Origin of the sequence: Christiangramia sp. OXR-203, from assembly GCF_034372165.1 — a bacterium.
In the GTDB taxonomy this organism is placed as follows: domain Bacteria; phylum Bacteroidota; class Bacteroidia; order Flavobacteriales; family Flavobacteriaceae; genus Christiangramia.
This window is the reverse complement of sequence record NZ_CP139698.1, coordinates 838,064-852,382: the sequence shown is the minus strand read 5'-3', so window position 1 is coordinate 852,382 and position 14,319 is coordinate 838,064. Positions and strand designations below refer to the sequence as shown.

Below are 14,319 nucleotides of genomic sequence, written 5' to 3'. Positions count from 1 at the left end.
TCTATAATTTTATCTGCAGACTTGAATACCAGGTAAGCGGCTGTGCGGGAATGATCCCAGGCCCGGGATATCCTGTGGCCCTACGTGTAAAGTAACTATTATCCAACAGATTATTGATCCCTGCTTCCAGCTTAAATTTGCCAAGGGTATAGCTAGCAGATACATCCATAATTCCATAAGATGGAATGGAACCTCGAATTCCATTGATCCTATCATCTACATCCTGAGGAGCATTCGTAGCGTCTGAGAACTGTTCAGATAAATAGGTATATTGAAGACCTGCGAGAAAGTTTTTATAACCAAAGTTAAGACCGGTTTTCAGGTTTACCTTTGGAATAAATTCAACCTCATTTCCTTCTACATTGATCTCATTAGAATCCACATATTCAGAACTCGTAAAGGCAGCATTCACAAAATAGTTGAGCTTATGATCTTCAGAAGCTTCAAAAAAAGTATTCTTCAGATCCCAGTCAGCGAATGTTTCCAAACCGTATATAAAGGCATCACCAATATTGGATTTATATCGGTAATAATCTGTAGCTGTAGCCACGTCCACAACCCCTATCCTGTCATTATACCTTAATCCAAAAACGCTTACATCATAAGAAACCTTATCGGCAAGTCTTCCACGCACACCAACATCTGCAGTGAAACCTTCTTCATCGGTAATTTCAGGATCTATGACAAGATTGGGATTCACAACTCTAATATCATTAAAGGTAACAGACCTGTAATTCTGGGAGATATTTGCGTAGAGTTCGTTCTTAGGATTCAGGGAATAACTGGATCCAACACCAAGTAAGACGAAAGAACGCTCGAAATCACGACTATCTTCTACAGTTTCATTCTGAAGTGGATTTCCTGCCAGATCCAAAATAATATTTTTGTAAGACCCTTCAGAAGCAGTGTTTATATATTCAAATCTAAAGCCGGGAGTAACCGATAATCTTTCAGAAATATTAAAAATGTTCTCTCCAAAAATTGCAAGGTTCTTATTTGGGAAGTTAAACTCAGCCTGTCTCGCGTAATCTGGATATGTTGCATCTGCAAAGGAGAAATCGGGACCGGTCGTATTACTGCCAGGTCCTTGTCTTTGGTCATTATTGGCATCATAATACTTTGCTCCAATTAGGAAAACCGACTGATCATTAAGCAGGTCGTACCTTGTTAAAAACCTCGTTTCGATTCCCCAATTTGAAAAATTGTCTACCAGCAATTCTCTTGGTGCATCCAGATCATCTACCTGGGAAACTCTATCTACTCTAAATCCAAGCGCTTTTCTTGTCGCATCCAGCCCGAAGAAATTAACGCTAACATCTGTTCTGTCTGTAAGTTTGTGTTGTAGTTTGAAGGCATAAAGATTCCAGTTAACATCGAACCAGTTTCTTTCCCGATTGCTAAAATCCGGATCTTCATAGAATTGAAAATCTGAAAGCCCTCCCGGTTGTTGTGCAAGGTAATCCAGGTACGTATACTCAAAACTAATATTGGTGCGATCACTTAACTGGTAACCAAGATGAGCGAATACATTCCTGGAATCGTAACCAGAATTTGGCCGAAAACCTTCCCCGCCTTTATAATGAAAATAAGTGTAATAACTCAATTTACCTACAGTTCCACTAAGGCTGTTGAAACTGGTAAAAAGATCATACGAGCCTACACTCTGCCTGGAAATAAGCTCTATCTTTTTATCCTTTACCGGTTCTTTGAATTTGAAGTTGATCATCCCGCCAAACTGTGTCCCGTATTGCAAGGATGCGGCTCCACGAACCACCTGAATCTCTTTAAGAGCTTCTGCAGGAGGTGTGTAGTAGCTTTCAGGATATCCCAAAACATCTGCTGAAATATCGTAACCGTTTTGCCTGGTATTAAAATTCTGGGTTCGGTTAGGATCAAGCCCGCGACCTCCAATATTTAATTGCAATCCAGCATCGCCATTATCATAGATATTGAGTCCTACCACCTGATTGTAGATCTGTCTGGCATTATTAGCCGCCAGGTTTCCTACTGTTTTATCAAGCAGAACCACCTCACTTTTCTTACCTGCATAAATTGCAGTTCCTTCTACCTTACGTAGTTTTCTTAGCGCGAATACCTCTTCCCTGCGATTAGTGATCATTACTTCACTAAGGTTATTGGAAAGTTTTGCAAGCTCAAAATTCACTTGGGTATCAGCATTTATAAAGATCTCTTTATCTGCGATCGCATATTCAAAACTGAAAACTGCAAATTCGTAATTACCCTCCTGAAGATTCTCTATTCTGAAAATCCCATCTTCATTGGTAAGTACCATTTCTGAAACTGTTTTGTTCCATACTTCAGCATTAGCAATAGCAGAACCGTCTTCAACTGAAGTAACCGTTCCACTAACCGTGAACTGAGCCTGAGCCAGTGAAGTAAACAAGAATATGATACTAAAGACCTTTAATTTCATCCTGGAATGGTAATATGAATTCTTTGTGTTCAAACGAGTCGGCAAAATTAAGCAAATTTACATCAGGATCGATGTAAGGCGCACTCTTTCTGCCGTTAAGCGCCACGTAGTTCTCTACGTAAATCTCTATATTCTTATGACCATCTTTGCTGAAATGATCTTCAAGAAATTTCGCGTATTGCAAAATAAAATCTGGTTGGAAGGACATCTGTTTTTCCTGGAAAGGAGTCAGAAAATCTGAATTATTAACGTAAAAACGATTTCCGGTTTCAGCATCTACTATCTTAAACTGAGCGTAACCAGCTTTTTCCATAAGCATCACCCGCCAGCTGAATCTAAAACCTTCTTCAGTCCAGAATAATTCTCCCGGGTATGCTAAATATCTCCATGGTAGTAAAAGCTGAACTGTAAAGAATATCACTACGACAGTTCTCACGATCTTACCAGTAATATCAGGAAATTGGTATACTTCAGAAGTATCGAATTTTGATTTATCGATCTTAAATATTTCAGCAATAAACTTCAGGATCCTGTGGTGCAGCTTCGGACTAAAAAATATCAAGGCGCTTACGATCATGATGTAAGGGAACATTCCGATAGGAAAAAGTACACGGGTGAGTACATGAAAAATGATCACCATGATAAAAGCTACAAATCTTGTGCGACGCCACAGTAATAGAAATGGTATGAAAAGATCGTATAACATCCCGCTCCAGCTAAAGGCGTAATGCAACCATTCCTGCTGCATGATGTCGCCCAGCCACGGCAGATCATATTTGGAGGGTAGCCAGATTTTCAAAGGCATGGCTCTCAACAACCAATCTGAATTTAGTTTTGCCAGTCCCGCATAGAAATATACGATCGCTAGAAGCAGTTTTAAAGAATCCACGCACCAGGCCGGTACTTTTTGAAAGGATTTCTTTTTATCTCTCCAGGCATCTATAGAAAAATAGACATTCGCGGGAAGAAAGATCATCAAAAAGCTCAGGATACTAATAAAATAATAGTGGTTCAAATACGTTGTCTTATCCATGAGCTCGATATAAGTGAAACTCAGGAAAAACACGATGATAGATAGTCGGTATTTGAAACCTGCTGCGACAGCCAGGGCAGAAAGCCCACAGATGATAAATATTAGATAGGTATACTCACCTATTGGCTGTACCCATTCAAATCCATAATAAGAGAAGAAAAATTTTGGGGCAATATAAAGTTTCTCGATCCAGCCGTTGGCCCAGAAACGCACGATACTGGCAAACATCATCAAACCAAAAAATAAACGAAAAGCCGCCAAAGGGGCAGCTTCCGTATACTTTTTTAGATATTTATTTGCAGAAAACAGCATTCAGATATTAATCCCCATCTGAATCTACATAATCCACACTAATCGATAATGCCTGCATCATATCAACTTTTAGTAGAATCACAGCCTTCTGCAATTCGTCATAAGCTTCCAGCATTTTAGTGTTATCTTTTTCTACCTGTGATTTCAGATTCGTTTCCAGAGATGAACTTTGAGATTGGATGGCATCTAATTGATCCTCAATTAAACTAGCCAGATCTGCTCCGTCTTTCATACTATCCAGATACTCAAGATACTGTTTGTAGCTGCTTCCAGTTCCATTTCCTGAAAAATGTCTTCCGTAGAAAAAGTCTTCAAAGCTTTGTACCGCTTCCAGATAAAGTTCTCTTGAAATCTCAGCATTGAAACGCGCTTCTACATTAGAAGGAGACGCAGTCCCTGTAAATGCACCTGCCGGAAATCCTATCTTTCCAGATCTAAGAATCTTCTCGAAGTACATTACATAGTCATTCGTAAATTTATCAACAGATCCTGTGCTTGATGAAGAAGTATTGCTTACAAAAGTATCTCTGTAGTCTCCATTCCATGAATTTGAAACCTCAGTAGTAAGAGCATTCATTCTTGAGGCTACAGCATTTAAATAGGTACGGTAGTTCTCGTTTGAGCTATATATAGCAACGATTTCTTCCGAAGTTCCCATACCGAATAAAAGGTAATCCAAAGCTGGCAGTCCCTGTTCTGCAAAACTGGAAGGTAATTCCAGATTGAAAGAACCTGAACTTATTTTAGAATCGATATTCGAGGTATTTGCCGGATATGTATTTAGATAACTACGATAGTTAATTTCCTCTGCCTTTCCAACCTGGAACATAGAAACCGACTGGAAGCTCTTGTATGCATCTACATAAGCCTCACGAAGTTGCTGCAAACCTGCAGCATCTGGAGCTGTGGTAAAAGCAGTAGCTGCCGTTTCCACATTCTGCGTCTTAGCAGCCATGTTATTGTAAGCAGGGACAATGATATTATCTGCCCAGTTTACAAGCATTGCGCCACGATCAAAAGAATCTGTTCCTCCAGTTTCCCCACCTGTCTCTGTGCCGTCATCTTCAGAAGAACAAGCAGCGAAGATCAGTGCAAATACAATGAATAGTCTTGAAAATTTAATCATATCGTTTAATTGAGAAACCGGAGCACAAGACTCCGGTAAATTATTATTCTGCTGCTTCAGCTACACTAAAATCAAATTCTGCAGCGATCTTTTCTGAAATACTGTCCAGAGTATCAGGACTTACTTCCCAGAAACCATTTCCGCTTAATAATTGATCTTTAAAATTATTGATATCAGACACGCTTACATAAGGCATATTCGTCATAGGATCATTGGTGAATCTTAAGCTATAAAGGAAACCATAACCTTCAGATAGCGCATGGAATGCTGCTCCAAACTCACCATTTGCAAGAAGGTTCTTACCATCCTGCAGATAGTAAACTGCTCTTACCGCGATAGTTTTGGAAATATTCTCACGAATAATAGCAACCTGCTCATCACGTACTACGTAATTCCCTGCAACGATTGCTGCTCTACCAGTTTTAAAGGCTTCAAAAGTTTCTTCAGCTATTCCGGCGAAATCTTCATCTTCATCAACCTGTCCTAAATAGCTGAACAATAATCTGTCATCGCTTTCATTCAGGATAGAATTTGGATTGGAAGCAGGAATTGATGGATCACCATATAAGTAACCATAAGCTTCATCCCACTTATGCTCCATTGTAGTGTAATTTTTACCCTCTTCCGGAAGCTCATCATCATTATTCAACCTATTATCTGCTTCGTCAAGAACTGGCTGAGATAGGTAATTATTAAGAATTTGATCTGCAAGAAGACCACCAATAAGTGACTTTGCAAATGCCTGATTCAATTCCAGACCTTTTCCGTTCACGTATCTTACACGCGTTCCCTGTGCAATCTGTCCTGCCTGACCTGCTTCTGCAAGCATATCTTTATTAGCTTTAACAGTAGTCATTTGCTCGGTGATCCAGGATTCAAAATCAGATTTGATCTCACTGGCTTCTACATTATTGGTAGAAAAATACAAGTTTGAAGCTGCTACTTTGGATTTGATACTTTTACTGGAAGCATTAAGATCTTCATTATCGAAAGGTGAATTTTCATTCGCGAACATATTCAGCAACATTTCTTCTGAAGCGTTGTCAAAATCGGTAAAGTTTGATAGAAGTTCAGCAGACATTTGTAGTCTGGTAGTTTGTCCTTCAAAGTTTACAGTAGATTCACCGTTTCTCGTAAAATCGTAAGAAACCGGAACTTCAATATTTTTCTCGTTTAGAATATCAGCATCATCATCAGATGAACATGAGCTTAAAGTAAGGGCTGCAACAAAGGCTGAAACGAACAGCTTTTTCATATAGTTTTATTTAGACTGGTTTAAAATAACTAATTCCAGCGCAAATATAATATGAGGTTGTAATTACCGCAAGTTTATTTAGATTAATTTTAAATAGGTTTTATTAATACCTCTTTAGAAATCAATAAAGAGTATTAATGGTAGGCGTTGAAGATCTTTGAAGCCTCGTTATAAGATGACTCGAAACTGGTCATTTTAATATTACTATCTACTTTGGCAGCATTGAAATAGGAAAGCATTTTTTCTGAAGGCATGTTCCCTGTTAGTTCATCTTTAGCCATAGGGCAACCGCCAAATCCCTGAATTGCACCATCAAACCTTCTACATCCAGCCTTGTAGGCAGCGTCGATCTTTTCATGCCATTTTGCCGGAGTTGTATGTAAATGGGCTCCAAATTCCACCTCAGGATATTTGGGAATAAGGTTTGAAAACAAATATTCAATGATATCTGGCGAAGATGTTCCAACAGTATCTGAAAGGCTCAGGATCTTTACTCCCATTCCCGCCAGCTTTTCTGTCCATTCTCCAACGATTTCCACGTTCCATGGATCTCCATATGGATTCCCAAAGCCCATGCTCAGGTAAGCGACTACTTCTTTATTGCAAGAGTTTGCAATATCAAGGATCTCCTGCAACACTTCTACAGATTCAGCAATGGTTTTATGAGTATTCCGCATTTGAAAATTTTCAGAAATCGAAAATGGATATCCCAGGTAATCAATTTCTTCAAATTCTGAAGCATCCTGTGCTCCGCGAGTATTGGCTACGATGGCAAGTAATTTGGACTGCGTTTTAGAAAGATCCAATCTTGAAAGCAGATCTGCCGTATCTTTCATTTGGGGGATAGCCTTGGGTGAAACAAAACTTCCAAAGTCGATAGTATCAAATCCGCATCTTAAAAGGGACTGAATATACTGCGCCTTTTTCTCTGTAGGAATGAATTCTTTAATTCCCTGCATCGCATCGCGGGGACATTCGATTAGTTTCACTTGAGCCATATGGTCAAAGATAGTATTTTAAAGAAAATTTAAAAAGAATATAGTTTCATTGATAATCTGAAATTTCAGAATCAATTATTCCCAGGATAGCTAAGGATTCTACAATTAGATAAGAATTAGAATCGCTATAAGAATAAATATGACCACCTGTAACCATTTCAGAAATATACCAGAAGAAGGATGAGATCTTACCCAGCCGGAAATCCTGTTTGCGGCAAAAGCCACCAGACAGAAAATGACCAGTGCCTGTAACATGAAAACAAAACCAAGAACATAAAATTGCCAAACGGTATCGCCATCAGGTTCCCACAGAAATCCAGGAAAGAATGCGAGGAAAAAAATTCCAACTTTTGGATTTAGGACGTTCATGATGAATCCCTGTCGGAATAATGACCACAGACTTTTATGTTTAATTCCTTCCGAAGAAAAGGCAATTTCAGGATTAGATCTGTATACCTGGTAAGCGAGGTATAACAAATACAAAGCTCCGAGTATTTTTATGATGAGGAAAGTAGTATTAGATTGCCGAATGATCGCTGAAACTCCAAAAGCAACGAGGCTGGTATGAATAATTATTCCAGAAACAAGTCCGAACGCCGTAGCTATTCCCTGTTTTGCTCCATATGCGATCGATCTTACCAGCACATAGATGATATCTGGTCCCGGTGAAAATGTAAGTAGTATGGAAGCTGTAAGAAATGGAATTAGTTGTTCGAGCATCTTAACTATAATCCTTTCTCCAGAATCTTCTTATTAATATCTTTTATTAGCTGAGGACCTTCATAAATAAAACCTGTGTATAGCTGAACCAGGCTTGCTCCGGCTTCGAGTTTTTCCAGAGCATCTTCTGCAGAATGTATTCCTCCAACACCAATAATAGGAAAGGAACGACCGCTTTTTTCAGAAAGAAAACGTATCACTTCTGTAGCCCTTTTAGTGAGAGGTTTTCCACTAAGTCCGCCCATTTCGCTTTTGTTCTCAGACTGCAGTCCTTCACGTGAAATTGTGGTATTAGTAGCAATCACCCCGGCGATTCCGGTTTCCTGAACGATCTCAATAATATCCAAAAGTTGCTCGTCTGTAAGATCCGGTGCGATTTTCAATAAGATAGGCTTCGAAGTATCTTTAAGTTCATTTTTCTTCTGAAGAGTGTTCAGCAGTAATTTTAGTGGTTCTTTATCCTGAAGTTCCCTTAGATTCGGAGTATTTGGCGAGCTTACATTCACCACAAAATAATCTACATAATTAAAGAGTGCATTAAAAGAATAAACATAATCATCTACCGCTTTATCATTTGGAGTAAGCTTGTTCTTTCCAATATTACCACCAATAAGAACGTTCGTATTTTCCTTTAATCTGGCGACCATCTGCTCCACCCCTTCATTATTGAAACCCATACGGTTTATAATGGCTGAATCTTCGGGCAACCTGAATAACCTGGTTTTCTCATTTCCTGGCTGAGGCTTTGGTGTTACAGTTCCTACTTCCACGAAACCAAAACCTAAAGCTGAAAGTTCTTTGTAAAGTTTTGCATCTTTATCAAAACCTGCGGCCAGACCTACAGGATTCTTAAACTTCAGTCCGAAGACTTCCCGTTCCAAACGTTTATCAGAAATATTAAATCTTGATCTTAGGAAGGATAATGCTCCAGGGATCCTGCAAAATTTCCGAAGAAAATTAAAAGTGAAATAATGAATCTGCTCAGGATCGTACTTGAAAAGCGCTGGTCTTATGAGTGACTTATACATCTAGGTAGGTTTATGCAAAAGTAATTGAAATTCTATAAAAGCAAACCTCAATCGGGTTACTTCTATGCTATCGAAAATAAAAAAGGCAGCCATCTGGCTGCCTATTACGCCTTAAATCGAATTATTTAATCAAGAGTTATACTCATTCTCGCAAACATAAATCGTCCTCCAATTCCAAATTGCTGAGCTCTACGAGACCAGTCAAATCTTCCTGAACTACGGTTGTTGAATGCCTCTTCTGCTCTATCAGGATAAATATCGAACAGGTTGTTTGCTCCAATTGTAAAGGTAAGAGCATCTGTGACCTTATATCCAACAGAAAGGTCTGTCACCACTTTTGAACTAAAAACCTGCTGATTTGCCAATGTTGTTGAAGCTTCTGTCACTTCACCAAAATAAACGTTTCTTAGAAATACATTAAAGTCCCCGGCTGTCAAACTGTTAGTTAGATTCACTTTAGTTCTTGGCACTGCTTCTTCAAGATACACACGGCTATCTTCCGGAAAATAAGTATCTACTAAACCAGCTCTTTCTAGAACATCAGAAGCATTTATATCTCCAACTTGTTTGGTCTTGGACAAAGTTGCTGCAAGATCAGATTTAAGACTTACATCATCATTGAAGATCGCACTGTGCGTTAATACAATATCCAAACCTTTAGATTCTGTATCAATTGCATTTGCAAAGAAAGAAGCTGCAGTAGCATTTGCCTGAGCCAGAAGGTTGTCAAGTTCAGTTCCTGTTCCAGGGCCTTGAAATTGCCCGGTATAAACAATACGATCGTCTATCGCTACCAAATAGCCATCTAAAGTAAGTGAAAGGTTCGCATCAGGAATTTTAGCTGTGAAACCTAAACTTATACTTCTGGAAGTTTCTTCATTTAGCTGAGGAATCCCCAGTAATTGTGCTGGACGGCTATCGTTTGAAAAAGTACCAACTTCCTGTGGATTCCCGGCATTATCAAAAATTGTTGATGTAGAATTAAAATAAAGCTGGTGCAAAGATGGAGCTCTGAATCCTGTATTCGCAGCACCTCTAATATTGATATTATCGGTGAGCTTATATCGGGAAGATAATTTAAAGTTGAGAGTAGAACCAAAGTCGGAGTAATTCTCAAATCTCGATGCGAAGGTAACCAGCATTTTTTCACTGAAATCTATTTCAACATCGAAATATCCTGCGATACTGCTTCGCTCTCTGGAAAGCTCATTCTTTGGACTAAATCCAGGGAACACCTGCGAACCACCTGGTCTTGCACTTCCAAAAAAGTCGGTAGCCGGCTCCTGATCTGATCTCACTACTACATCACCATTAGCGGTGTACTGTTCATATGACCCTTTTTCACCTGCCATAATCTCATAATTTTCAAATCGATGTTCTGCTCCAAATGCAACGTTCATTCCCATAAAAACATCTTCAAATAATCTGCTTACATCTAAATTAGTAGTGTTTTGCATAAAGGAGAATCCACCGGCATCAAATGCTGTTGGACTTGCTCTCTGTAAAGATGCGTTGGCAGTATTTGAAATAAAATACTGGAATTCATTCTGTCCCCAGGTATTACTAAAGTCAACTCCCCAATCACTAATTTCTCCTTTAACTCCTACTGCAAAAGACTGATCCTTGATCTTGGAATTGATTTCGGGAAGGAAACCATTGATATATATTGGAGTGTATGTACGACTCTGGTTTGGCAGCCTATAGAAACCAGCAGAATTTCCTCTACGGGAACTTATACCTGCAAACGAATATAGTTCAGTTCCCTCTTCATCTAGTGGCAAAGACATATTTGCGAAAAATCTACCTCCTCTTAGACCAGATTGACCAACTCTCATATTAAAGTCTGTTCTCTCCAAACCACGTGCATCCAGTTCATTTTCTGTGACATCAAGGCTAAGAAGTGACTGTAGTGTAGCTCTATCTGGAGCATTACTAATATCATCCTGAAAATCGTTGGTAAAGTAAGAAACCTGCTGAGCAAAATCCTTTATTTGATCATCAGAAAGATTGGCAATGTTGGCTCCTGAGTTAGCGGCACGGTTTTCAATTGCATTATATGCATTAAAAATAGACCCTTCCCATTCTTTCATCCGGTTATAATCTTCCCGGTAATCGAAATCACCAGAGAATGTGAGATAACCACCTTTATCTCCTAAACCTATTCCATAACTTGCTGCTACGTTTACGGTCTCACCATCTACCCCACCAGTTTGCTCATTGGCATTCTTAGAAAAATTGGCACCGGTGGTAAGGTTCAAATTTAGTTGATCTGTTTGATTTTCAAGAACTATATTAATCACCCCTGCAATGGCATCAGACCCATACTGAGCTGCTGCCCCGTCCCGTAGAACTTCAATTCTTTTGATGGCTGAAGCCGGAATCGCATTAAGATCGGTTCCCACACTACCTCTACCAAAAGTACCATTTACGTTTACCAGGGAAGAGTTATGTCTACGCTTTCCATTAATTAATACAAGCACCTGATCTGGACCAAGACCTCGAAGAGAAGCCGGATCTATATGGTCTGTTCCATCAGAAATAGTTTGAGTATTAGAAGTAAAGGATGGCGCTACGTAATTAAGCATTTGATTAAGATTAACCTGTGGTCCTGCGGTAGCCATCTCTTTTACATCGAGTACATCTATAGGAACTGTACTTTCAACAACAGTACGGCTTCGGTTTCTCGAACCTACAAGAACTACCTCTCCTAGCGCCATACCGGACACCATGGTGACATTAATTTGCTCCTGATCAATTAATACTTCGCGAGCATCATACCCTACGAAGGTGAAAACTAAGGTTTGACCAAATTCAGCCTCCAACATGAATTTTCCATCAAAATCTGTAATAGTCCCCTTGTTGGTATCCTTAATAGCAACAGAAACTCCGCCGAGCGGCTGGGAATTTTCGTCCATTACTAATCCTTCAATAGTCCGCTCCTGTGCCTGCAAGACCGAACATATAAAAAACGATAAAATTAAAAAGTAATAGTTCTTCATAATAATGGTTTTTTGGTTTCATTAAATATAACTCATTTATAATTAGCATTTTAAGCTCAAGACATATAGCCTGAATTTTAAAATTAAACTATACAAAGGCTACAATTAAACTGAAGACGAACCAGCAGGATTTTCCATATTATTTTAAAAAGATTAAGAAAAAAGAGATATTCGAAAATTATATTTGCAACATTCTACAAATTATAGATTTACCTAATCATTAAGTTAAGATGACCAACAAACAACATATCATAGACAGATTTTTAAGCTACGTAAGGATAGACACACAAAGTGATCCTGAAAGTACTTCGACACCCAGTACCATGAAACAATGGGACCTGGCGAATAAGCTTGTAGATGAATTGAAAGCTATTGGGATGCAGGATGTAACCATAGATGAGCATGCTTATGTTATGGCAAGTCTGCCTGCAAATGTTCCACATGAAGTTCCTGTGATCGGTTTTGTCTCACACTTTGATACAACTCCAGATTTCTCCGGTACAAATGTGAATCCGCAGATCATCGAAAATTATGATGGTAAGGACATTGTTCTTAATAAAGAGAAAAACATTATTCTTTCTCCGGAATACTTTGACGACTTATTACAATATAAAGGCAAGACGATTATCACTACAGATGGTACAACCCTACTGGGCGCAGATGATAAAGCAGGGATCACAGAGATCATGACAGCTATGGAATACCTTGTTAATAATCCTGAAATTCCGCATGGAAAAATAAGAGTCTGTTTTACACCAGATGAAGAAATTGGTCGTGGAGCACATAAATTTGATGTAGAAAAGTTTGGAGCAGAATGGGCATACACCATGGATGGTAGCCAGATTGGAGAACTCGAATACGAGAATTTCAATGCCGCTCGCGCAGTTGTAAAAGTTGAAGGGAAAAGCGTACATCCTGGTTATGCCAAAGATAAAATGGTGAATAGTATGTATATCGCTCAGGATTTCATCAATTCCTTACCAAGAATGGAAACCCCGGAGCATACTGAAGACAGGCAGGGTTTTTTCCATTTGAGTAGCATTAAGGGAGATGTGGAAGAAACTGTTCTGGAATATATTATAAGAGATCATGACCTCGGGCACTTCCAGGCGCGTAAGGAAATGATGCAGGATCTGGCCAGTGAGATCTGTTCACAATACGACCGGGATCTTATTACTATTGAAATTACTGACCAGTACCGGAACATGCGTGAAAAAGTAGAACCGGTAATGCATATCGTAGACCTCGCTCGTGATGCGATGGAAGCAGTGGATATCGAACCTATTATCAAACCAATTCGTGGCGGGACCGATGGCGCTCAACTGAGCTTTATGGGACTTCCCTGCCCTAACATCTTTGCAGGTGGTCACAATTTCCACGGAAAATATGAATATGTACCGGTAGAGAGTATGCAGAAAGCCGCAGAAGTGATCGTAAAACTTGCGGAACTTACCGCTAAGAAATACGAATAGAAGAATTGAGTAAGATAAGTTCCATTAAAGAATATGTACTACTGCACGCCGAATGGGATGCACAACTCAGGCAACTTATAGGCGTAATGGAACAAACTGGTTTAACAGCTTCCATCAAATGGGGAGCACCGGTATATAGCCTGGATGGCAAAAATGTCATTGGTCTTGGAGCTTTTAAAAACCATATTGCCATCTGGTTTTTTCAGGGCATATTTCTCAAGAAGAACAAAGCGCTGCTGGTCAATGCTCAGGAAGGCAAGACAAAAGCCCTCAGGCAGATCAAGTTTGGGCAAAATGATAGTATAAACAATGATGCGATTATTCCTTATATAGAAGAAGCGATAGCTAACCAAAAAGCGGGTTTGGAATTAAAAGCGAAATTAAAGTCGCTTGAAATTCCTGAAGAACTTGCAGCTATATTAAATGGCAATAAGTTGCTAAAAACAGCATTTTATGATCTAAGCCCTGGGAAACAGAAAGAGTACGCTCAATATATTGCTGAGGCTAAAAAACAAGCAACTCGAACAAATAGAATTAAAAAGATCGAACCTCTAATTTTACAGGGAAAAGGACTTAATGATCGCTATAGAAAATAAAAAAGCAGCTCAATGAGCTGCTTTTTCGTTTGATATGTCTTCGAAAATTATTTCTTCTCTACAACCGGAGCATTCAGTTTCTGACTCATTTCCATAGAAATGGATGAACGATCAAAAGTGATCTTACCGGCGCCTGTTTCAATAATTACCGAATTATTCTTTTCGCTGAAATCAATAATCTTACCGTGCATTCCACTTTTGGTAATGATGCGATCTCCTTTTTTAAGTTCAGCGGCAAATGTTTTTTCCTGTTTCGCTTTTTTCATTTGTGGTCGTATCATAAAAAAATACACAACCACAAACATCAATATAATCGGTGCAAACTGGGTTAATTGATCCATATATG

At 39.1% G+C, this 14,319-nt stretch carries 11 protein-coding genes; 2 read left to right on the top strand and 9 right to left on the bottom strand.

The window, feature by feature from the left end; all coding sequences use genetic code 11:
• Window position 1: 1 nt before the first annotated feature.
• The 8 genes from T8I65_RS03900 to T8I65_RS03865 form a co-directional block, all read right to left on the bottom strand.
• A complete protein-coding gene (locus T8I65_RS03900; protein WP_322302777.1) occupies window positions 2-2,434 on the bottom strand; it encodes a TonB-dependent receptor domain-containing protein in 2,433 nt (810 codons plus the stop codon).
• Window positions 2,415-3,779 (bottom strand): HTTM domain-containing protein, encoded by a 1,365-nt coding sequence (locus tag T8I65_RS03895; RefSeq protein ID WP_322302126.1) that lies wholly within the window; start codon window positions 3,777-3,779, stop codon window positions 2,415-2,417. Before T8I65_RS03895 ends, T8I65_RS03900 begins: the two co-directional genes overlap by 20 nt.
• A 7-nt stretch (window positions 3,780-3,786) precedes the next feature.
• A complete protein-coding gene (locus tag T8I65_RS03890) occupies window positions 3,787-4,905 on the bottom strand; it encodes an imelysin family protein (RefSeq protein WP_322302125.1) in 1,119 nt (372 codons plus the stop codon).
• A 43-nt stretch (window positions 4,906-4,948) separates the two neighbouring features.
• Window positions 4,949-6,160 carry a DUF4856 domain-containing protein gene (locus tag T8I65_RS03885; RefSeq protein ID WP_322302124.1) on the bottom strand — a complete coding sequence of 404 codons (1,212 nt, stop codon included), beginning with the start codon at window positions 6,158-6,160 and terminating at the stop codon, window positions 4,949-4,951.
• 134 nt (window positions 6,161-6,294) lie between these two features.
• Window positions 6,295-7,158 carry a hydroxymethylglutaryl-CoA lyase gene (locus T8I65_RS03880; RefSeq protein WP_322302123.1) on the bottom strand — a complete coding sequence of 288 codons (864 nt, stop codon included), beginning with the start codon at window positions 7,156-7,158 and terminating at the stop codon, window positions 6,295-6,297.
• 105 nt (window positions 7,159-7,263) lie between these two features.
• The gene (locus T8I65_RS03875; RefSeq protein WP_322302122.1) at window positions 7,264-7,878 is read right to left on the bottom strand and encodes a LysE family translocator; all 615 of its coding nucleotides are present in this window, start codon (window positions 7,876-7,878) and stop codon (window positions 7,264-7,266) included.
• Window positions 7,879-7,883: 5 nt separating this feature from the next.
• Complete coding sequence (locus T8I65_RS03870) at window positions 7,884-8,906, bottom strand: quinone-dependent dihydroorotate dehydrogenase (RefSeq protein WP_322302121.1); 1,023 nt, start codon at window positions 8,904-8,906, stop codon at window positions 7,884-7,886.
• Between the two features lie 125 nt (window positions 8,907-9,031).
• Entirely contained in the window at window positions 9,032-11,905 is a 2,874-nt protein-coding gene (locus tag T8I65_RS03865; RefSeq protein ID WP_322302120.1) for a TonB-dependent receptor, read from the bottom strand.
• A 230-nt stretch (window positions 11,906-12,135) separates the two neighbouring features.
• On the opposite strand from T8I65_RS03865, the gene pepT reads away from it, so the two are divergent.
• Together pepT and T8I65_RS03855 are read left to right on the top strand one after the other, a co-directional pair.
• Window positions 12,136-13,377: a peptidase T gene (pepT, locus tag T8I65_RS03860; protein WP_322302119.1), complete on the top strand. Its 1,242-nt coding sequence runs from the start codon at window positions 12,136-12,138 to the stop codon at window positions 13,375-13,377.
• Window positions 13,378-13,382: 5 nt separating this feature from the next.
• On the top strand, window positions 13,383-13,973 hold the full coding sequence (locus tag T8I65_RS03855; RefSeq protein ID WP_322302118.1) for a YdeI/OmpD-associated family protein: 591 nt from the start codon (window positions 13,383-13,385) through the stop codon (window positions 13,971-13,973).
• Window positions 13,974-14,020: 47 nt separating this feature from the next.
• Here the strand turns inward: T8I65_RS03855 and yajC are convergent, their stop codons facing one another.
• A complete protein-coding gene (yajC, locus tag T8I65_RS03850) occupies window positions 14,021-14,314 on the bottom strand; it encodes a preprotein translocase subunit YajC (protein ID WP_295179343.1) in 294 nt (97 codons plus the stop codon).
• Window positions 14,315-14,319 lie beyond the last annotated feature (5 nt).